General features: G+C 42.0%; 21 protein-coding genes. 6 read left to right on the top strand and 15 right to left on the bottom strand.

Going from position 1 to position 21,030, the window contains the following annotated elements; all coding sequences use genetic code 11:
* The first annotated feature begins 166 nt into the window (after positions 1–166).
* A complete protein-coding gene (locus DBT_RS10530) occupies positions 167–787 on the top strand; it encodes a class II aldolase/adducin family protein (RefSeq protein WP_067620298.1) in 621 nt (206 codons plus the stop codon).
* Here the strand turns inward: DBT_RS10530 and DBT_RS10535 are convergent.
* A complete protein-coding gene (locus DBT_RS10535) occupies positions 745–1,650 on the bottom strand; it encodes a S66 peptidase family protein (protein ID WP_067620301.1) in 906 nt (301 codons plus the stop codon). The genes DBT_RS10530 and DBT_RS10535 overlap by 43 nt on opposite strands.
* 37 nt (positions 1,651–1,687) lie before the next feature.
* Between DBT_RS10535 and DBT_RS10540 the strand changes: the two genes are divergently transcribed.
* Entirely contained in the window at positions 1,688–2,641 is a 954-nt protein-coding gene (locus DBT_RS10540) for a DnaJ C-terminal domain-containing protein (protein ID WP_067620304.1), read from the top strand.
* Between the two features lie 140 nt (positions 2,642–2,781).
* Here DBT_RS10540 and thrC read toward each other — a convergent pair whose 3' ends face one another.
* Positions 2,782–4,188: a threonine synthase gene (thrC, locus tag DBT_RS10545; protein WP_067620307.1), complete on the bottom strand. Its 1,407-nt coding sequence runs from the start codon at positions 4,186–4,188 to the stop codon at positions 2,782–2,784.
* A complete protein-coding gene (locus tag DBT_RS10550) occupies positions 4,185–4,376 on the bottom strand; it encodes a CooT family nickel-binding protein (protein WP_067620310.1) in 192 nt (63 codons plus the stop codon). The genes thrC and DBT_RS10550 overlap by 4 nt, the downstream gene beginning before the upstream one ends.
* 815 nt (positions 4,377–5,191) lie before the next feature.
* Between DBT_RS10550 and eno the strand changes: the two genes are divergently transcribed.
* Complete coding sequence (eno, locus tag DBT_RS10555) at positions 5,192–6,466, top strand: phosphopyruvate hydratase (RefSeq protein ID WP_067620313.1); 1,275 nt, start codon at positions 5,192–5,194, stop codon at positions 6,464–6,466.
* 70 nt (positions 6,467–6,536) lie between these two features.
* On the opposite strand, the gene scpB is transcribed toward eno, so the two are convergent.
* From scpB to DBT_RS10600, 8 genes are all read right to left on the bottom strand, one after another.
* Positions 6,537–7,061, bottom strand: coding sequence for an SMC-Scp complex subunit ScpB (scpB, locus tag DBT_RS10560; protein ID WP_067620316.1), 525 nt, complete (start codon positions 7,059–7,061; stop codon positions 6,537–6,539).
* Positions 7,062–7,140: 79 nt separating this feature from the next.
* Positions 7,141–7,425 carry a DUF5052 family protein gene (locus DBT_RS10565; RefSeq protein ID WP_067620319.1) on the bottom strand — a complete coding sequence of 95 codons (285 nt, stop codon included), beginning with the start codon at positions 7,423–7,425 and terminating at the stop codon, positions 7,141–7,143.
* Positions 7,426–7,754: 329 nt separating this feature from the next.
* Positions 7,755–8,339 (bottom strand): indolepyruvate oxidoreductase subunit beta, encoded by a 585-nt coding sequence (locus DBT_RS10575; RefSeq protein ID WP_067620325.1) that lies wholly within the window; start codon positions 8,337–8,339, stop codon positions 7,755–7,757.
* Between the two features lie 28 nt (positions 8,340–8,367).
* Positions 8,368–10,050 (bottom strand): indolepyruvate ferredoxin oxidoreductase subunit alpha, encoded by a 1,683-nt coding sequence (gene iorA, locus DBT_RS10580; RefSeq protein ID WP_067620328.1) that lies wholly within the window; start codon positions 10,048–10,050, stop codon positions 8,368–8,370.
* A 17-nt stretch (positions 10,051–10,067) separates the two neighbouring features.
* On the bottom strand, positions 10,068–11,093 hold the full coding sequence (locus tag DBT_RS10585; protein WP_067620330.1) for a hypothetical protein: 1,026 nt from the start codon (positions 11,091–11,093) through the stop codon (positions 10,068–10,070).
* Positions 11,060–13,402 (bottom strand): SF1B family DNA helicase RecD2, encoded by a 2,343-nt coding sequence (gene recD2, locus DBT_RS10590; protein WP_161939967.1) that lies wholly within the window; start codon positions 13,400–13,402, stop codon positions 11,060–11,062. The genes DBT_RS10585 and recD2 overlap by 34 nt, the downstream gene beginning before the upstream one ends.
* 26 nt (positions 13,403–13,428) lie before the next feature.
* Positions 13,429–14,151 carry an RluA family pseudouridine synthase gene (locus DBT_RS10595; RefSeq protein WP_067620336.1) on the bottom strand — a complete coding sequence of 241 codons (723 nt, stop codon included), beginning with the start codon at positions 14,149–14,151 and terminating at the stop codon, positions 13,429–13,431.
* Positions 14,152–14,347: 196 nt separating this feature from the next.
* Positions 14,348–15,322: an NAD(P)-binding domain-containing protein gene (locus DBT_RS10600; RefSeq protein WP_067620339.1), complete on the bottom strand. Its 975-nt coding sequence runs from the start codon at positions 15,320–15,322 to the stop codon at positions 14,348–14,350.
* 539 nt (positions 15,323–15,861) lie between these two features.
* Between DBT_RS10600 and surE the strand changes: the two genes are divergently transcribed.
* The 3 genes from surE to DBT_RS10615 all read left to right on the top strand — a co-directional run bounded on the left by surE (position 15,862) and on the right by DBT_RS10615 (position 17,359).
* Positions 15,862–16,647, top strand: coding sequence for a 5'/3'-nucleotidase SurE (gene surE, locus DBT_RS10605; protein ID WP_067620342.1), 786 nt, complete (start codon positions 15,862–15,864; stop codon positions 16,645–16,647).
* Positions 16,648–16,740: 93 nt separating this feature from the next.
* Positions 16,741–16,980 carry a helix-turn-helix domain-containing protein gene (locus DBT_RS10610; RefSeq protein WP_067620345.1) on the top strand — a complete coding sequence of 80 codons (240 nt, stop codon included), beginning with the start codon at positions 16,741–16,743 and terminating at the stop codon, positions 16,978–16,980.
* An 88-nt stretch (positions 16,981–17,068) separates the two neighbouring features.
* Entirely contained in the window at positions 17,069–17,359 is a 291-nt protein-coding gene (locus tag DBT_RS10615; protein WP_067620348.1) for a PxxKW family cysteine-rich protein, read from the top strand.
* A gap of 94 nt (positions 17,360–17,453) precedes the next feature.
* Here DBT_RS10615 and DBT_RS10620 read toward each other — a convergent pair whose 3' ends face one another.
* The 4 genes from DBT_RS10620 to rpsI all read right to left on the bottom strand — a co-directional run bounded on the left by DBT_RS10620 (position 17,454) and on the right by rpsI (position 21,027).
* Positions 17,454–18,662, bottom strand: coding sequence for a pyridoxal phosphate-dependent aminotransferase (locus tag DBT_RS10620; RefSeq protein ID WP_067620351.1), 1,209 nt, complete (start codon positions 18,660–18,662; stop codon positions 17,454–17,456).
* Positions 18,663–18,683: 21 nt separating this feature from the next.
* Positions 18,684–19,442, bottom strand: a complete 759-nt coding sequence (gene truA, locus DBT_RS10625; RefSeq protein WP_067620354.1) for a tRNA pseudouridine(38-40) synthase TruA — start codon at positions 19,440–19,442, stop codon at positions 18,684–18,686.
* A gap of 145 nt (positions 19,443–19,587) precedes the next feature.
* On the bottom strand, positions 19,588–20,628 hold the full coding sequence (gene argC / locus DBT_RS10630) for an N-acetyl-gamma-glutamyl-phosphate reductase (RefSeq protein WP_244155354.1): 1,041 nt from the start codon (positions 20,626–20,628) through the stop codon (positions 19,588–19,590).
* Between the two features lie 6 nt (positions 20,629–20,634).
* Positions 20,635–21,027: a 30S ribosomal protein S9 gene (rpsI, locus tag DBT_RS10635; RefSeq protein ID WP_067620357.1), complete on the bottom strand. Its 393-nt coding sequence runs from the start codon at positions 21,025–21,027 to the stop codon at positions 20,635–20,637.
* Positions 21,028–21,030 lie beyond the last annotated feature (3 nt).

The following is a 21,030-nucleotide window of genomic DNA, read 5'->3' on the forward strand; positions in this document are numbered from 1 at the left end:
CCCCAATGATCTAAAAGATTTTATGAAATCTTTCTCAAAGAAAGCTTAATTTAAAACTTTTATCTGTCAAGCATCTTTTTTTTTGATATTTGGCTATTTACATAGTGATAACGATAAGTTAGGTTTCATTAGTGTACTAATGAAAGTCTTTAGGTTTTTGAGGGAAATGGACTATATTTCAGTAAGAAAAAAGATTTGCAAAATATCTCAGTTACTTTACCACAGAGGCTTAATTTCAGGCGGCGATGGAAATGTGAGTATAAGAATAAAGGGTGTTGATAGAATTATCGTAACACCCAGTGGATACCATAAGGGACTCATGGAGCCTAATGACCTTGTAGTAGTAGATCATGAAGGACGTGTGTTATCTGGTCCTAAGCCAACCTCTGAATTGGAGCTTCACCTTAGGGTTTATGAAAGGCGTCCAGATGTGTTTGGTATAGTTCATGCTCATCCCCCATGGACGACTGCACTGTATCTCGCTGGAAAAGAGGTGAATGATCCTCCAATTCTAACCGAGGCACATGAGGTTATTGGCAAGGTCAGTGTAATTCCTTATGCTGCTCCTGGTTCCAAAGATCTTGCTGACAAGGTGGCTGATGCCCTCATGGATTCACGTGTGTGCGTTTTAATGAATCACGGGGTTGTAACATGTGGCTGTGATCTGATGGAAGCCTTTATGCTCATGGAGTCCCTAGAGAACTGTTCTAAGGTGACGGTTTTTACTCATCTTCTTGGAGGGCCTCAAAGTTTCATCAGTATACCTGAATCACCGTCCAAGAAATAGTCGCCATTGACTAGAAGGGGCATATTCATGCTGCCATGACCAAATGGAAGGTCAAAAACTACTGGGCAACTGAGAGAAGATAATCTATCTCTAAGTACGAACTTCATTGTCTCTACATCTTTATTGTCATTTCTTTTTCTTGGGGTAATGGTCCCAATTGCTACCCCATTGACTCTTTCAAAAATTCCCGCGTGTAAGAATTGAGAGAGAATTCTGTCTATTCTGTATGGGTCTTCATTGTGGTCTTCAAAGGCAATAATGGCATTGTCCCATTGTGGTTCAAGGGGTGTTCCAATAGATGTGCCAAGACATGTGAGATTGCCAACCACTAACTTCCCCTGTGATTTTCCTCCCTTAAGCGATTCACCATAAAGCTTTGGAAATTTATTAGAATGAAGGGCTAGACCAAGTGCCTTAATGGAATTCGTGTCGGTGTTTTTTAGGGTCGTTATAAGGGGACCATGTATTGATTGATATCCAAGTCTTGTTAAGGCTAAATGGAGGAACGTTAGATCACTGAAACCAACCACCATTGGTATGTTTTGGGGCAATTTCTCTTTAAGGAGTTTGGGTGTCCACCTTATAGCTCCATATCCTCCCCGTACTGCCCACAGCACGCTAATTCCATTTTTGGATATCAGTCTTAAAAAGGATTTGAATTGAAAATCTTCTTCATGGGCTAGAAAGGGAAGGCCTTTTGGTGGATATGGTAAAAGATCTTTGTGAACACAGAGTTCCACATATGGCAGGTATGTTTTTATAAGGTCGAGTTCCTCTTCAAGTAAATCTGATGGGCTAGATGGCCAAAATGGGATGGTCCTAAGGGTCCTTGACTCTGTCATTTTCAGCATTAGATTCTTCACAGCAAAATTCCTTTTTGGAGGTTGAACAAAAAGGACTATGACGCAAGGAAAAGATTATTACAAGATACTAGGTGTTTCAAAGGACGCTTCGCCAGAAGAAATAAAAAAGGCCTTTAGAAAGTTGGCTTTAAAATATCATCCCGACAGGCATAAAGGTGATAAGGAAGCAGAAGAAAGGTTTAAGGAAATCAATGAGGCCTACGCCGTCTTGAGTGATCCTGAAAAGAGGCGTCAGTATGATACCTTTGGAACCAATGAGTTCCACCAGCATTTTTCAAGGGAAGATATATTTAAAGACTTTGATTTTACCAACCTCTTTAAGGACCTAGGTATTGGCGGGGTAGGCTTTAGCAGGATTTTTTTCGGCGGAACAGGCCATGGATTTGGCCTTGATGACGTGTTCAGTCAGATCTTCGAAACCAATAGGGAAGGGGGATATGGCTTTACAGGGGATCCTTCATTTAAGTATGCAAACCCTAAAGGCCAGGACGTAGTCCTTGAACTCCCTTTGACTATTATGGAAATGGTCAGTGGCGGCAAGAAGATTATATCTCTTAGGACTGGAAACGCCCCAGAAAAGATTGCCGTCACAATACCAAAGGGCATTCAGCCTGGGAAGAAGATCAGGATCCCTGGAAAAGGTGCTGTTGGACCTGGAGGCAGAGGGGACCTATACCTGTTAGTTAAGCATGATCCCAATGAGCCGTACAAATTAGAAGGCCTTGATTGGGAACTTGAAAAGACCATTCCATTCTCAGAGGCGTGTCTTGGTACCAAAATAGAGGTCCCACTTTATGATGGATCAATTGTAAAACTAAAGGTGCCTCCTGGAACTCAATGCGGACAAAGATTAAGGATTAGAGGTAAGGGACTTCCTGGCAAATTTGGCGTAAAGGGTGATGGTTACGTAAAGATCAAAGTAGATGTACCAAAGCGACTGACTAGAGAACAAAAACGAGTTTTAGAAGAGTTGAAAAATGTTGGTCTATAGAGACGTAAACTGAATGTAGCCTATCTGAGTTTACCCCTACTGAGTTTAGACAGATCCATTATGCCCTGACAGAGCTTGTCAGGGCATAATCCTAGAATCTGCAGTGCAGCTTTGCCCCCTTTGTAGTGCATAATTTGGGGTTAAAGGTCTTTGAGACCCACTGACTTTATATATTTTTTTACTTCATCGACATTTGGAGGCAAAACCTTATATCTCTGCTTTTTACCTTCAAGCCCCTGGAGTCCATATGGTCTTTGAGGCTCCCTCCCTATTGCCTTTCTAACTGCCCCTGGGAATTTGGCAGGATGAGCAGTGGCAAGACACACAATTGGTCCAGGAGGTAGTTCAGCCCTTAGCCTCTGGGCTGCTGCTACGCCTACAGCTGTGTGTGGATCTATGACATAGGAATAACGTTTATAGAATCGTCTAATAGTATCAACGGTTTCATCCTGATTGATTGATGCGCTTGAAAAGGTCTTTCTAACTAAACACAGTTGTTCCTTGTCAATGGTAATAATCCCAGTTCTAGAAAATTCGTCCATGGTCAATTTTACTATTTTACCATCTCTACCGAAGAGATAATAAAGGTATCTTTCAAAGTTACTTGCCACCTGTATATCCATAGAGGGGCTTAAAGTGGGGACTACTTTGCCCTTTTGGTATCTGCCCTCAAGGACGAAGCGTGTAAGGATATTGTTTTCATTTGTGGCAAGAATTAGTCTTCCGATGAGATCTCCTGTAATCTCCCTTGCCACAAACCCTGCAAAGATATCTCCAAAGTTCCCAGTAGGTACTGAGAAGTGAATAGGATCTTCAGTGCCTGCCTCTCTGAGCTTTAGTGCTGCGTATATGTAGTAGACCACCTGGGCAAGGACCCTGGCCCAGTTAATAGAATTGACCGCCCCAAGTCTATATGTATTTTTAAAATCAAGGTCATTAAAAATGGTCTTAACCACTGTCTGGCAGTCGTCAAAGTTCCCCTCTATAGCGAGATTGAAGACATTTTCGTCTTCAACTGTAGTCATTTGAAGGGCCTGTATAGGGCTTACCCTTCCATGGGGGTGGAGTATAAAGATATCTATGTTGTCTTTTCCCTTTACCCCATAGATTGCAGCACTTCCTGTATCTCCAGAGGTGGCCCCAAGGATATTCATAAAAGAACCTTTTTGGGAAAGTAGATGAGAAAAGAGATTTCCCAAAAACTGGAGGGCTACATCTTTAAATGCATACGTTGGACCGTGAAAGAGTTCTAGTATGTAAAGATCTCCAAATTCGACTACAGGTGTTACCTCTGCATGGTCAAAAGTGCTGTAGGATCTTTTAATAAGATCTTCAAGCAGTTCTTCGGAAATGTCTGAGGCAAATAGTTTCATTACTTCCAAGGCCAAATCTTGGTATGGAAGCCGTGCCCAGTGTTTAAGGGTATCCTCAGAAACTGTAGGTATGTTCTCCGGTAAAATAAGGCCTCCATCTGTTGCAAGGCCCATCATTACTGAATCACTAAAGTCAATAGGATCTATGCCGCCTCTTGTACTTATGTATTTCATGGGACCTCTTTTAATATTATTTTGTGTTTCAAAAGATCGATCTTTTCAATTTTTGCCTTTACCACTTGCGGTGCCTCAAAAAGGGCCTGAATCTTAACACCATCTTCTACTGGTTCAACCAGTATGGCGTCTTTGAGGATTTCTTGTTCATTGCCATCTTTAATCAAAAATACACTTGACTGACACATCTATGCTGCCTCTTTTTGTCTCTAATTTTTTTGAAGAACTCAAACTCTTTTTAAAGAAGATTAAGCCAAGTTGACATTATAGTCAATTCCACTAGAAATACCCCAGGGACGTGTCAAAGTAAAAAGTTCAAGGTTCAATGTTCCTTCAACTCAAAACTCAACACTCAACGCTCAAAACTAATAATGGATTGTTCCTTCAACTCAAAACTCAAAACTCAACACTCAAAACTCTATAAGAAAGTGGGGCCTAAGCCCCAAATAGGTAGAAGGTAGAAGGCAGAAGGTAGAAGCTTCTGAACCCTGCTACGTTTTTCCTTTTACTCAACACTCAAAACTTCTATAAAGGTCTTTTTTCCTTCAATTCAAAACTCAAAACTCAACACTCAAAACTCCATAAGAAAGCGGGGCCAAAGCCCCAAATAGGTAGAAGGTAGAAGGTAGAAGCTACTGAGGCCTGCTAAGTTTTTCCTTCCCCTGAAAACTCAACACTCAAAACTCAAAACTTCCAAAGTGCATGTTTTTGAATTTCGATATTCGGATTTATATGAAATATTCAGAGAAATATTTAGAGGATTGACTGCACTAATGGAGACAAGTATAACAATAACCACAAATTTCATAATTGGTTCCAGGATAAGTTCTGTAAATAAGGGGTAAAGTGCTGATTTGTATTTGCTTACAGGGTACCGTAGATGCAAGGCGGAGGGCACGAAGTCGTACTCCCTGTACGTCGAGTGGCCAACAACGCAGTAGATGCGGTACCCTGTGAGCAAATACCAAATTTCAAAATTGTCCTTTTATAAGGAGAGGAGAAGATGAACACCACTATTAAAGAAATTCGTTCAATGGAGATCCTGGATTCCAGAGGGAATCCAACGGTTCGTTCATGGGTAATCCTTGAGGATGGAAGTGTTGGAGTAGCATCTGTACCATCTGGCGCATCCACAGGTGAAAATGAAGCAGTGGAGCTGAGGGATGGAGATCCATCCAGATATAATGGAAAGGGTGTATTGAAAGCAGTAGAAAATGTGACAGACATAATTGCTCCTAGACTCAAGGGTATGGATGCAAGGCTTCAGGCGGAGATCGACCTAATCATGATTGAGCTTGATGGTACCAATAACAAAGGGCGTTTGGGGGCAAATGCAATCCTCTCTGTATCTATGGCAGTTGCTAGAGCTGCTTCAAAAAGTCTTGGCATCCCGCTTTATTCTTATCTTGGTGGGGTAAATGCCAGGCGCCTTCCTGTACCTATGATGAATATCCTCAACGGTGGAAAACACGCTGATAGTTCTGTTGATCTACAGGAATTTATGGTTATGCCTATTGGGGCTCCAAATTTTAAGGAGGCACTGAGATACGGTACAGAGACCTTTCATGCACTAAAAAAACTTCTCAAGGAATCTGGCAATCCAACCAGTGTAGGAGACGAGGGAGGATTCGCTCCAAATCTATTGAAGAGCAATGAAGAGCCAGTTGAACTTATAGTAAAGGCCATAGAAATGGCAGGATACAAGCCAGGTGAAGACATCGCAATAGCCCTTGATGCCGCAGCAAGTTCCTTTTACAAAGATGGAAAGTACGTGCTTGAACGTTCAGGAGAAGGAGAAAAGTCTGCAGAAGAGATGGTTGAGCTCTACAAGGCGTGGGCTTCAAAGTATCCTGTGATTAGTATTGAAGATGGCTTGGCAGAAGATGATTGGGATGGTTTTGGACTCATTACAAAGGAGTTAGGAGACAGGGTCCAAATAGTTGGAGACGACATTTTTGTGACCAATACTGAATTTATTAAGAAGGGTATTGAAAAGGGTGCAGCAAATTCAGTGCTCATAAAGCTGAACCAGATCGGTACGGTAACAGAGACAATCGAGGCCATTGAACTCTGTAAAAAAGCTGGATGGAATTTTGTGGTCTCTCATAGGTCCGGTGAGACAGAAGATGACTTTATTGCAGACTTTACAGTGGCCATGGGTGGAAGCCAAATCAAGACAGGCTCTGCATGTAGAAGTGAAAGGCTTTCAAAATATAATAGGCTATTTGAAATAGAGTGCGAGCTTGGAAGGGCTGCAATCTTTGAAAATCCGTTATAAGCGTTCTAGTTCCTTAGGCACTGTATGTATGTCCAGTGCAATATAGTACTGGCTTTGATCGCTTATGGGATTAGGCCTCCTTGGGTTTGGGAAGATCTCTTAAATCCTTAAGTCCAAACAGTTCCAAAAATTTCCCGGACGTCCTGTAGAGAAGCGGGCGTCCGGGGCATTCTTTTCTCCCTGAAATACGTATTAAACCTTTTTCCAATAGAAACCTCAATGGAGCGCTTGAGTCCACGCCTCTGATTTCCTCGAGTTCGGCCTTTGTAATAGGTTGCTTATAGGCAATAATGGAAAGGGTTTCAATAGAGGCCTTGCTTAGTCTTGGGGCTTCGAGGTGTCTTATCTCCTGAATCCAGTCTTTGAGTTCTGGTTTTGTCTGTAGCCTGAATCCGCCCTTGACCTCTATTAATTCAATTCCTCGATTTTGAGATTCAAGATTTCTAGACAGTGATGAAAAAGCCTGTCGAATTTGTTCATTTGTTATTTGTGGATCCCTACTCTTTAAGATGGTTGCTAGGTCATTAAAGGACAATACCTCCCCTTTGGCAAATAATAATGCCTCGATTATTGCCTCAAGACTATAATTACTCATAGGGATAACAATAATAAATAGACTCTAAGATAGCGTCTTTTAATAGCTGGAATTCGGTCCTCACAGTTTTTATTCGAGACTAAAGCTCTTCCACCACAACTGTTCCGCTTATTTTCACATCCTTACCGTTATCGTCTATAAAAGAGATGTAGTTGCCCTGGATTTCAATTTTAAATCTTCCCTGCCACTGTCTAATGATCTTGCCCTGAGCATCATAGAGTGTGACTTTTCTTTTTAGACCAATAATATCGGATTTGAAGTGCTTGAGATTCTTTCGTTGCCTTTCGGTGCACCCAGATGTTGTGATCAAGGCAATAACTAAAATGAACAGAAAGAAGCCCCGTTTAAAAAATAATGAATTCACGCTAATGACCTCCTAAGTGTAGTTTTTTCTGGATGCCAATTATTTTTTGTAAAAAGCAGGACAGTCCCTTTTTAACTGGATTATTTGTTAAAGAGATCCTGTCCTGCTCAAGATATTAATAAATGTTTTTTGATCAACGAGCTTGAATATGGTGTTGATCAAACTCAAAAGAAATTTAGTCAAATAATTCGCTTCTCACTCAGACTCCAAAATTTTCTCAATTCAGAAAAAGAGCCTCCAAAGGCTGTTATGATCGCTACTATAGTCATGGCCAGAAAAGATGTCTGTCCATGACTATAGGCGAGCGAGTTGGCAAAGCAACCGTGTAGCTACACAGCACTGAATCCAAGCTCAAACGCCTTGAGATTTGCCTCTATGAACTTGGGCTTCACCCTTTGCTGGATAGTGGCCTTCATGGAATCCGGTGATATTGGCACAAGGCCTGTTCCAAGTAGCACTCCCAATAGCACGACATTTACTGCCCTTTGAGTCCCTGCTTCCTTGGCCAGGTCATCTGCATTAATGGCTATGACGTTTTTGAAGACTGTCCTCATTTTCTCGATATTTTTTTCAACGTCTGGGTAGGATGGGCCTCCTAATTCCACAGTGAAAGGTACTATTGGAGTGATATTTGTAATAATAGTTGCATCGCTGTGACATTTATTAAGGGCCCTTATAGCTTCGAGTGGTTCGAAACTAACTAGTATATCTGCTTCTCCTTGTGATATCAGGGGGCTTTTTAGCCCTCCCAACATTACAGTGGATTCTACGACACCTCCCCTTTGGGCCATTCCATGTACCTCACTTAAAATGGCCTCTTTACCTTCGATAAGAGCAGCTTGAGCAAGAAGACTCGATGCAGTCAGGGTGCCTTGGCCGCCAACTCCGGTAAATAATATGCGTAAAGGATTCATTTTTCCCTCCATTGTTGAGAATTACTTTTTAACTCTTTTTAAATACAAGGCACACAGGGGATTCTGAGATCACTACAGAGAGTTCATCCTTTTGAAGGACTTCTTTAAGGATTTCCACTGCCTCGTTCTTCTTATATGGATTGATCTTTTTGACAGTCTTTACCCCGCATCCCCTTACTACGTCTTCGATAGGGACCGTTGGATTGTCAAAACCCTGTGGCTTGAGCTGGATACCAGGATTGGGCTGGTGTCCAGTCATAGCAGTTGTGCTATTGTCCAGAATTACGAGGCAGAATTTATGACCATTGTGTACTGCATTTACTAATGGAGAGATACCTGAGTGGAAGAAGGTGGAATCTCCAATAAATGACACAATTTTTTGTTCCGTTGCCACAGAGAAGCCACAAGAACTCCCTACGCTTGAACCCATGCAAATGAGATAATCTGCCATATTTATGGGTGGTAGTAATCCAAGGGTATAGCAACCAATATCAGTAGGATAAATAGTTATCTCTTCTTTACCAATGGCCTTTAGGGCTTCCTTTACTGCGTTGTAGGTTTCCCTGTGGGGACAGCCCTTACACAGTGATGGTGGGCGCATGGGGAGTTCAGGCACCCATGAAAGATCAGGGAGTGTCTTTTGGTCAGGTTCGTCTAATTCAAGTACATCTAAAATGGCCTTTTTTACCATCTTTGGGTCAAACTCATAACACCTTGAAAAGTGTGAGCTTGCCTTTCCAAAGATCTCTTTCTGTATCCCTTCTTCAACCATTATGCATTTTATGGCATCTTCAATAAAAGGTTCGAGTTCCTCAACAACGAGTACTTTTTCAACTGAATTCAAAAAGTTGATTATCGTTTTCCTTGGATGTGGAAAGGTAAAGCCCAGGTTAAGAAAACGAACCTTATCTTCTAGACCAAGCTCCATTATGCAGTCTGCCACATAATTTGAGGCAACACCTGAACTCACTATGCCGAGTTTACCATTGCCTATTACATGATTAAATCTGCTTTCTTCACAGAGTGAACTCGCAATATCCATGCGCTCCAAAAGTACCTTGTGTCTAACCCTGGCAACGGCAGGTACTGGTACCCATCTCCTAGGATCTTTTTCAAACTTTCCTATAGATGCAGTATCCTTGGAAAGTTCCCCAAAGGTTACAGGCCCTCTTACGTGGGCAGTTCTAGTAGTAGTTCGCAGGATTACGGGCAGTTCAAGGCGCTCAGAAAGCTCGAAGGCCTCTATGGTCATATCCTTTGCCTCTTGAGGAGATCTTGGCTCGAGCATTGGCAGGTTTGCAAATTTGGCAAAAATCCTGTTGTCTTGTTCATTTTGGCTTGAATGCATCGAAGGATCATCTGCTGTAACGATGACCATTCCGCCCTTTGTCGCTATGTATGAAAGGGTCATGAGCGCATCTGATGCTACGTTTAGCCCTACGTGTTTCATACATACTAGACTTCTAAGGCCAGCTGCCGAAGCAGAAGCTGCCACTTCCATTGCAACCTTTTCGTTTGTGGAAAATTCAAAGTAAAATCCTGCGTTCTCATCCTGTGAGGCCAAAAAAAGGTTGTTGCCAATCTCTGACGACGGGGTTCCAGGGTATGTGGACCCCACCTTAAGGCCTGCTTCAATGGCTCCTCTAACGATTGCCTCGTTTCCAAGAAGGAGCATCTTGTGGCCGGGATTGTCCTGGAGTAATGGATGCATCTTTATTTCCCCTCCCTTTATGAAAGTTCCAGTATCTTTACCTGATCTCCAACTTTAAATCCACCCCCAGAAATAATCTTTGCTCTGGAGGCATCTGATCCAAACAGGGTTTCCACTTCAATTACCCCTTTAAAATTGCCTGGTGCAAATCCCAGAGATCTCTTGGTCACGGGGTCGAAGATCTCTGCGCCTTTACCATAAACTTGGAATCTATCACCAGGTTGAACTCCTGAAAGTCGTCCTGCATTCAAATAAATTGAATTTTCGTCAATTTTTATGATCCTACAAGACCATTCTGTAGCCTGTACAATGTCTCGGGAGATCTTGGGTGCGACTTTGTCAAAATCATCTATAGTGGCTAGGTAGGAACCTATTAGCACGCTTTCCACTGCATGAATTACATCTATTCTGAGTAAAGACTTTTTCCCTTGAATCGGCTTTCCGCTTGGGAACGAGACGAGAATATATGCCTGGATACCTGCAAGGTTTGCGACCTCGCGCCTTACAGATGTCTTTACCAGGTCTCCAACACTAAGGCCTTGGGATTCCAGAAGACGTGATAGGCGAGATGTATCCACAGGTATTACTCCGTCGGTGGATCGCAGGGCCTGGGGAAGACGGGTTAGGACCTCAAGGCCCAGATCTCCAAGGAGTGAAAGGAGCACTACCTTTCTCCTTAAAACAGGCATTCCATTTGAATCCTTGGTTCTATAGGGGAGTCCTTTCATCCTTTGCTCTAGGCGGAGAAGACGTTCTTCGAGTTCCTTGTCCTTTTTTGTCGGCCCGAACAGCTTTATATTATCCCCTTTGCCAGCGGTCTTCCTAAAGTATTCAGCAGTTATGAGAAAAGGAGAATCCTGAATTTCCTGCTCCATTCTCTCAAGTTCTTTATCCTCTGAGACAGTCCTTTGTTCTTTGGCATTAGCGGATTTTTGGGCGGTTACTCCAGTTTTCTTTGCGCAACCTGAAAAAAGAAATGCAAAGAGGATAACTGTAAAACATATTGTTATTATTGTATAATTTGTGTGTTTAAACTCAGCCATGTTTTTCTCCTTATGCTAGATTTGTTTGTACATGCCCGCTTGAGTGCATACTCTTGTCCTATTATGTATACCTTTTCCTCTGCTCTCGTAATGGCAGTATAAAACCATTTGTTATTTAACATTATAAAGTGCGAGTTTGTAAGGGGAATTGCCACTATTCGGTACTGACTTCCCTGTGCCTTGTGGACTGTTAGGGCGTAAGCAAGTTCTACGATGTCCCCCAGGTGGTCAAAATCATAGCAGACCACGATTTTTTCAGGATAGACTACATAAAATTCCTCTAAATCTGGTTTGATGTCAACTACAAGTCCTACGTTGCCATTAAATATCCTCTGAAATTCATATGAATTGAATTCGCCCTTGGCCTCTTGCCATTTTCCCCAAGGCATTACAGGCATATCTCTATTCTGAAGGTGGACCACCTTGTCTCCTTTTCTGAGTTCGATTCCCCGTACCTTTATGCTTGGCTTGTCCCCTTTGGGGTTGAGGACATTCTGTAGAGCCAAGTTTAGAGTCTCTGTACCCAACTGGCCAACACGCATGGGGGTAAGGACCTGAAATTCCCACACAGGGTGTGTAAGGGCGCTTTTGTAGAATCTGGCAAGCTGAAGTATCCGTTTAAAAATCGCCTCATTGTTTTCTTCTCTCAGGCGTTTCAGCGTCTTGTCATCTGCCTTTTTGGCCTTGGCAACAAAAATGTTGTGTGGCTCGATGCGTTCATAGGAAAAGTCTTTCCAGCCAGGCTGCTCTATGCCATTGGGCACCTTTCCCATGCGAATTTCGTTTGCAAACACCGTCAATACACTGTCTTCACTCTGCCTATAAATGCGTTTTAGGGTAACAGATGGAATGAGCCCTGTTTGAAGGGCATCTCCAAAGCAATTTCCCGCTCCTATAGGCGGAAGCTGGGCAGGATCCCCCACGAGTATAAAAAGTGTGTCCTCTTTGAGGGCCTTACAGAGTCTGTACATGAGGGTGAGATTTACCATTGATGCCTCATCTAGGAGGACTACTTTATGGGGGAGTGGATTTTTTTCATGGTGCTCAAACTGGCCTTCACCTTTAAATTTTAACAGACTATGAATTGTCATGGCATCGAAGCCCGTGATCTTTCTCAGCCTTGATGATGCCATGCCAGTGAAGGCGCATGAGATGATATCCTGGGCGCTGGCATAAAAGCGAGAAAGGAGTTCAAGGATTGCTCTGGAAACAGTTGTCTTTCCAGTTCCTGCATAGCCAGCTAGCCCAAATAGGAGTCTTGGTTCAGTGGCAATCCTTTGAAGGGCCTCTTTTTGTTCCTGGGAAAGCTCAATCCCCTCTCTATCCTCATATTCTTGAATAAATTCGTTGAGATCATCTTCTGGGATGATAGTTCGTTTTGTTTCTTTACTCTTTTCAAGAAAAAAGTCTCTGAGCCACTCTTCCATGAACCTATAGGAATAGAGTCCTACTTTATCATCGTCTATGACTATTTTCCCTTTTGATATCAGAGTATTGAATGCTTTTTCAATATCTTTGCCTGGGATTGGGGTGCTGCTTTCATCTTGGGGATTCTGATAGTTTTGATTTAAGAGTTCCTTTACCTCTTTTTCTACTATTTCCTTTTCAAGAAAGGAGTGTCCATTTTGCTCTGCGTTATCTGCGAGCACATGTTCTATTGCTGCTCCGATCCGTTCAATGGACGTCGGCCCGATCCCAAGCCCCATGGCAACCTTGTCTGCAGTCTTGAATCCTATCCCCCGTATTTCTGTTAGGTTATAGGGATTGTCTCTAAGGATCTTTACTGCCTCTTCTCCAAAGTGATTGTAAATCCTGATGAGGAGGTTAGGTGTAAGCTTTACTCCACTAGAGGCTAGATAATTCGACAGTTCTCTCAGACTCTTATGTTTTTGCCAGGATTTCATTATCATGGAAAGGCGTTTTTCTTTTATTCCCTTAACATTTAGGAGTTCCTCTGGACGCCTTTCCATAATGTCGATTAGAGCTTTTTCCCCATACTTTCTGATGAGATCCTTTGCTAGCCGCTCTCCAAGGCCTTTTACTACCTTTGTCAGGAAAAAAAGGAGTTCGCTTCCAACGAGTTGGGCTGAATGAAATTCAAATTGCCTGCCGTACTTTGACGTGTTCCAAAAGCCTGTAAAGGCAAATTCAGTCCCTTCAAGTCCTGCCTGGTTCGCTAATTCTTGAATATAACCTACAGCGGTGAAAAGACTCCCCCGTTTGGGTCTTACTTTAAGTACAGCGTAACCATTTTCAGGATTCTGGTAGGTAACACGCTCTACCCTGGCATTTATTGTAATATGTTTCATAGAGTCTTCGGTAATCCTTTTCATGGTCAAAAGCTGACCTCATCTTCCTTGATTTTTGGAAATGGTGATCTGTAGGGAAGGGCTGTAAAAGTCATTAGCTCTTTTCGGGTTGGATGAGGAAAAGAGAGCCTTGTGGCATGGAGTGCAATGGAACGATCCCGTAGCGGAGCACTTGCCCCATATTTAACGTCTCCAAGAATGGGGCAACCAAGATGTGAGAGTGTAACCCTTATCTGATGGGGTCTGCCAGTCTTTGGTTCTACTAAGAAAAGGGTCTTTTTATTCTTGATATTAAGCACCTTCCACTTTGTCACAGCACGTTGTCCATTTCCATTCCGACCAATAGTTACCACATTTTTTCGACGATCTTTTTTTAACCAGAGGGTTTCTTCACCTTCAGTCTTTTTAGGCGTACCCTCTGTTAGAGCTAAATATTGCTTTTTTATAAGGCCCTTTTTCATGGCATCTGTCATCCTCTTAGAGGACTTTGAAGTCTTTGAAAAGGCAAGTATCCCTGATGCAGGTCTATCAAGCCTCTGAAATATTCCAAGATACACGTTTCCCGGCTTTTTTTTAATATCTTTGATATAGGTCTTAACCCATTCATAGGCTGAAAGATCTTCTGAAATGTCTGGTACAGAAGGCATACAAGGCGGTTTTATTATTACTATTAGGTGATTATCTTCATAAATAATGCGTAAAAGATCGCAGAGAACCGAATTATGTTCGCCAGTGTTTACTTGTTGCATCTTTTAAATAGCCACTCACTTGTTTGGGGTTTTTTATATATATAAAGAAAGCCTCAGATTAATGTACTATTTCCCTCTCTGGCCAGAGGACCAGAGAGGGAAATTGGTGTTTTGGACTGAGGGGTATTTTGAAAAAAATGAAATATTTTTCTACTGGTTAATTTGACTCCACAGACATGCTGATTGCAAACCTCATTTAAGTTGTAAGTCCTACAACATCTTTGTATTTTTTGACTATTCCATCAATAGTCTTTTTCCCAGTGTTAAATGCCGCCATGATGCTGCCTTTTAAGAGTGCAAGATCTCCAACTAGAAAAAGCCTTGGAATATTGGTCTCTCCATACTCATCGATCTTGGGCTTATTGCCCTCAAATTCCACCCCAACCCCCTCGAGGAATGTCCTTGGAGTCATTCCGCCTAAACAGTAAAAGACAGCGTCATATTCTTGGCCTTTTCCATCTTTGAAATGTACTAAAATCCTGTCTCCTTTCCCTTCTAATCCCTCAATGTCTGTCCCCATCAAGAGGTTGATCTTTCCTGCATCGCAACATCCTTCCAGGCTACACATGTTGGTGGGATTGATTCTGAAGAATTTTTCTCTTCTGTAGGATAGATCAACGGAATTGTCATTTGACAAGAAGCAAGCGGTTTCAGCCGCAGTGTCTCCTCCCCCTACAACTAGTATCTTCTTTCCTTTTAGGGGTTCTTTTGGAAGGGCAAAGAAGACCTTGTTTTTTATCTCTTTTGGAATTGGATAACTTGGCTTTACAGGTTTACCAAAAACCCCAATAGCAACTACTACTATTGGGGCCTTAACTTCAAGCTCACCGCCTGTTTGGACTATGAACGAATCCTCTAGTATCTTTATTTTCTGGGCCTCGTTCCAGTAGCGTATATCGAGTTTATGGTCTTCGACCACTTTTTTCATACGCTCTAAGAATTCTTCTCTACATTCTGTTTCAAAAGAGAGTTTTCCTAGAGGTTCTACCTTCACTTTTCTATAGACTGGATCCACCCTTTTCCCCTCGTGGTATAGGCTTACCACTGTATCACAAATGTGTCCCTTTTTTTCTAAAAGGATTACGTTTTCAATCCCAACCTCTTTAGCCTCAACTGCAGTGGCAATGCCTGCAGGTCCAGCTCCGATTATCACCAAATTCGCCTGTTCCATAAATTTTTTACCTCCTTTCAAAAAAAGCTTGTTCCCTAAATCCTTCAATTGTCGAAATGCCCGCCCCCATAGAACTAAAAGGTGCATAGATATCGCATTGGCATTTAACTAATTGATAACATGAGAAATTCGGCAAAATCGACAACCCATGATGGCGCGGAAGGGGAGAGTGTGTGACAAAGACCATTTCTTTTAAAAGAGAGAATTTTCTTTTTAAGACTTGATTGTTTAACGTTCTGTTATTAATATTAAAATCCATATTCTATCCCGTTCAGCGTGGAGGATTTAGGTTTTTCACTTTACTCTCCTAATACTAGGTGCTATCTATTGATTCAAAATTAACACTCCTAATCTTACACTATTTAACCTACGGAGTGAGAAATGCAAGAAATAGGGTTTTGTCAAAAAGACAATTGTGATGCTCAAATTTCAAAAGGCTGTAGGCATCCACATGATTATTGTCAGTTTAGACAGTCATGTATCATATATTTTTTAGAAAAAGAGGAATCAAAGAAAAAGGGAAACAGTCAAAGTAGTCAATGAACATACTTCTAACGAATGATGATGGCATTCATGCCCATGGATTATGTGCCCTTTATGAGGCATTAAGAGAAGATTTCAATTTATATGTAATTGCCCCCGACGCTGAAAGAAGCGCAGTCGGACATGCCATAACCCTTGTAGACCCATTACGAGTACGGAAAATTAAGAGAAACGGTCATCACTTTGGTTGGGCTATCAATGGTACACCTGCTGACTGCGTAAAATTGGGCATACATGAGATTATAAGAGAGGATATTGATTTTGTTGTATCTGGTATCAATATTGGTGCAAATGTTGGTATAAATATTTTATATTCAGGAACTGTTTCTGCCGCCACAGAAGCGGCCATACTCGGAATACCATCCATGGCTATTTCTTTAAATACATTGAAAGATCCTGATTTTTGTACTGCAGCATTTGTTTCACTAAAACTCGTGAAATGGGCAACAGCTATTTCATTTCCAAAAGGCATAGCATTAAATGTAAATATACCAGCTGTGCCACCAAATAAAATACGTGGTTTCAAATGGGTAAAGCAAGGCCTTTCGCCATATAAAGAAGAATTTGATAAGAGAATAGATCCAAGAGGAAATGTTTATTATTGGCAAGCCAGTCAAAAAATTGCAGTAATTGAAGGAGAGGATGTTGATAGTATTGCTCTAAATAATGGATTTATTACTATCACTCCATTAAAATATGATCTAACATCCTATGAACATTTAGGAAATTTTGAGCTTCCAAATACTTTTGATTCTCTTGATGAAACAGAATTGTTAATCTAGTAAAATCTAATCCTTGACAAATAAATTTTGAAACATTATCACTAAAATAATAACTTATCCAATTTAAAATTAAATAAAAAAGAGAGGTGTATTATGGCAAGAAAAAGGAACAGACCTTATAATGTTGAAGATGTTAAATTTGTCTATGAAAATTATGCTGAAATGACTGCTCAGGAAATTGCTGAAGAGAGAGGACTCAGCAAGTTTCAAGTCGCAAAGATTGTCTCAGAACTTCGAAAGAAAGGTATTCCAATACCTAAGAAGACAGCAAAACGCAAAAATCCAGTGGATGCCTTTATAGAGCAGTTAAAGGGAAAAAAAGGGAAAAAATAGTCACCCCCCTCTATAAAGCTCCTTGAAGATTTTGCTTATTTCGTGTAATTAGCTGAGAAAATCACATCAAGTTAGGAGGAGCATTGACGTGGAATGTCAGACCAATAAACCTGGAGTTAATTGTAATTTTATGACTAGGCATGGCTGCAGTTTTGAGGGTGGCGCATGCTACACAATAGTGGAACAGTGTGAAGGCTGTGCCAAGGTGGTTGAGTATGAGACTGGTAAATTTTGTTCAGTTTACCCCCATCCAGAGATGAAATGGCGTAAGGGGCCCTGTAATTTTGCCACCCACGTTAAACGCGAAGTAGAAAAAGACGAGTCAGGAAAGAAGATAAACCCATTGAAGGCTGCCAAGAGGGCTGCAAGAATGAGATAATAATTTCAGACTGGGCTAGTACTGACTTTTTAAGGCTGAATATCAGGGTCGAGTGCGGAGTGACATACATCAGACTCCGCACTCCAAACTCCAGTTAAGAAAGTTTTTCCAGTGCGTTTTTAATTCGTTCCAACCCCTTATTCAGAGTCTGCAGATCTGTTGCAAAGGAGAATCTTATACACCTGTCGTCTCCAAAGGCTATTCCAGGGATACAGGCTACTCTGGCATGTTCTAAGAGGTAATCTCCTAAGTCTAATGAGCCCTTGATAATATTGCCCTCTGGGGTCTTTTTCCCATAAAATGCGCTCATGTCAGGGAAACAATAAAATGCGCCGTCTGGCATTGGGCAGCTGATCCCTGGAATATTTCTTAAGCTCTCTACGAATGCATGGCAGCGCTCTTTAAATGCCTTCTGCATCTCAAAAACGCAATCCTGTGGCCCTGTGAGAGCTGCCACCGCTGCTTTTTGGGCAACAGAGGTGGGGTTTGAGGTGCTTTGACTCTGAATCTTTGTGCATGCTTTTACTACGTTTTCTGGTCCAGCAAGATAACCAATTCGCCAACCGGTCATGGCATATGCCTTTGAAACACCATTTACTATAAGGCAATTTTGTCGTGCTTCTGGAACTAGGCTAGCACAGTTATAAGGTTCTTTTCCGTCAAATCTTATTCGATCATAGATATCATCAGTTATGATATAGATGCCCTTTTCTACAGAAAGTAATGCTATCTTTTTCACGGTCTCTTGATCATAGATCGCACCAGTTGGATTTGATGGCGAATTCAAGATTATAGCTTTTGTTTTTGAAGTAATGAGATCAGCTAATTTGTCTATGTTTATTGCAAAGTTATCTGAAGGTTCAGTTGGAAGTATTACAGGAACACCTCCAGCAAGTTCAACGATTGGTGGATAGGATACCCAATAGGGTGCAGGTATGATGACTTCGTCACCTGGGTCCAAAATTGCCTGAGCTAAATTGTAAAGTACCTGTTTCCCACCAGTAGAGACCATGACTTCTGTTTCGTTGTATTTTAGGCCATAGTCTTGTTCAAGTCTCATGCAAATGGCAGCTTTAAGTTCAGGGATACCACCTACAGGAGTATAGCGAGTAAAGCCAGAATCTATTGCCTCTTTGGCAGCCTCTCTAATATGGGTGGGAGTATCAAAGTCTGGCTCTCCAGCACTCAGATTTACGATATCTACTCCTTGGGCCTTAAGTGTCTTGGCCTTGGCATCAGTAGCGAGTGTTGGGCTTGGTTTTAGGGCTTTTACCCTCTGTGATAGCTCTAAATTCGAACTCATTTTCTGTTGGCCTCCTTTTTCTCAATAATAGACCTTTTTTAAATAGAGTCCATATGGTGGAGCCGTTTGCCAGTGAAAAAGACGAATACCTGCATCAAGAACATCCTTGACATCATGCGGTGATCTCTTTCCTCTCCCGATTTCCACCAAAAGTCCCACAATATTTCGGACCATATAGCGCAGAAAACCATTTGCAGCAACTCGTATTTCTAGAAATCTTTCTTCTCCCACTGTTGAGTCAATAATTTCGCACTTTGTTACGGTTCTTACAGTTGTTTTTACCGAACTACCAGTCTTTTGAAAGCCCTTAAAGTCATGAGTACCAAGAAAGAAGTGACATGCCTCAATCATTGCGTCCCTGTTTAGAGGTGGCCGGACCATCCAGGCCCTATTGAGTAGCATTGGAAGCCTGATTTCAGATTCATAAATGCGGTATAGATAGAGTTTTTTCTTAGCATGTTTTCTCGCATGGAAATCAAGGGCTACTTCCTCTACATGGACAATGGCAATATCTTCAGGAAGAATGCTATTGAGACCCTTTAAAAAACCTGTGATAGGAATGGTAGAGTTAGTTTTAAAATTTGCTACCTGACAAATGGCATGGACTCCGGCATCGGTACGGCCAGAGCCGATAATATTACAATCTTCCTTTGTAAGTCGTTTTAACGCCTTTTCCAGTTCTCCCTGGATTGTTCTCTTATCTGACTGTCTTTGCCACCCAAAATAGTTTGTACCAAGGTACTGGATGTGGAGCCGTATGTTTCGAGTGTACGAGCCCATTTAAGAGAAGTTTTGAGTTTTGAGTTTTGAGTTTTGAGTTGGCGGAAGAAAGAGCGTTTGGAAGTTTTGAGTGTTGAGCATTTCAGAGGTTTTGAGTTTTGAGTTGAAGGAACATAGAACGTAGAACATAGAACCCTCAACATGGTTATGGGAAAAGAGGTGGGCTCTGTAGACCAATGGTCTCATCAAGGCCTTCCATTATGTTCATGTTTTGGACTGCCTGGCCTGATGCACCTTTAACCAGATTGTCTATTGCAGAAATGAGTATGAGTGTATTGGTCCTCTTACATACCCTTACCCCAATGTCACAGAAATTGCTTCCGCGCACATTATGACAGTCTGGGAAGAGGCCTTGATCAAGTACCCTTACAAAGGGACTTTCATTATAAAAATCCCTCAGGATATCAATTAGCTCCTGTTCGTCCACATCCTCTTTAAGTTTAGAATAGCTGGTTGTTAGGATCCCCCTTGTCATTGGCACAAGGTGAGGCGTAAAATTGAGGGTCAAGGGGGCGCCACATGCCATGGAAAGTTCTTGCTCTATCTCTGGTGTGTGCCTGTGTTCGCAGACCTTATAGGCCTTGAAGCCTTCATTGACCTCAGAATAGCCGAATGCGGAAGAACTTGTCCGTCCAGCTCCGCTTACTCCTGATTTGGAGTCTATAATTATGCCGTTAGAATCTACAATGCCTCTTTTCAGAATGGGGTAGAGTGGAAGAATAGCGCTTGTGGGGTAACAACCTGGATTTGCCACAAGCTCTGCTGCTTTTATTTTTTCTCTATAGATTTCAGGAAGACCGTAAACTGCGCGTTCTAATAATTCTTTTTGACTATGTTCACCGTACCAATTTTCGTATACGTCGGCATCGTGCAATCTAAAGTCTGCAGAAAGATCAATGACCTTTAGGCCAGCATCCAGTAACTCCCTCACAACAGGCATTGCTGCCTGATGGGGAACTGCCGTAAACGCTATCTGTGCCCTCTCTTTTAAAGACTCTGGTGAATAGTCTTCAAAATTTATATCAACAATCCCTCGAAGACTGGGAAAAAGAGCAGATATCGGCATCCCCGCGTATTTCCGCGAGGTTACACATGTAATTTCCACTCCTGGATGAGTGGAAAGAATACGAAGCAGTTCCCCTCCGGTATAGCCAGAGCCGCCAATTATGGCACACTGAATAGCCACTGTTCTTTAACGCTTGGAGTACTGATACCTCTTTCTGGCACCAGCAAGACCGTATTTTTTCCTCTCCTTGACCCTGGCATCTCTGGTAAGCAAACCGGCCTTTTTGAGAGGAAGCCTGAATTCCTCATTTGCCTGCAAGAGTGCCCTGGCAATTCCATGTCTTAGGGCTTCACACTGGCCGTTTTTCCCGCCGCCTTTGATGTTTGCCAAGACATCATATTTGCCCAGGGTACCAGTTACTACAAATGGCTGCTGTGCAATAATCCTTGCGGTATCAACGTCAAAGTACTCGTCAAAGTCCTTGCCATTGATAACCATTTTGCCGTCACCTGGAAAGATCCAGACTCTTGCTATTGCACTCTTTCTTTTCCCAGTTGCGTAATAGCGTATATCTGCCATTTA

Source organism: Dissulfuribacter thermophilus, from assembly GCF_001687335.1.
Lineage (GTDB): Bacteria > Desulfobacterota > Dissulfuribacteria > Dissulfuribacterales > Dissulfuribacteraceae > Dissulfuribacter > Dissulfuribacter thermophilus.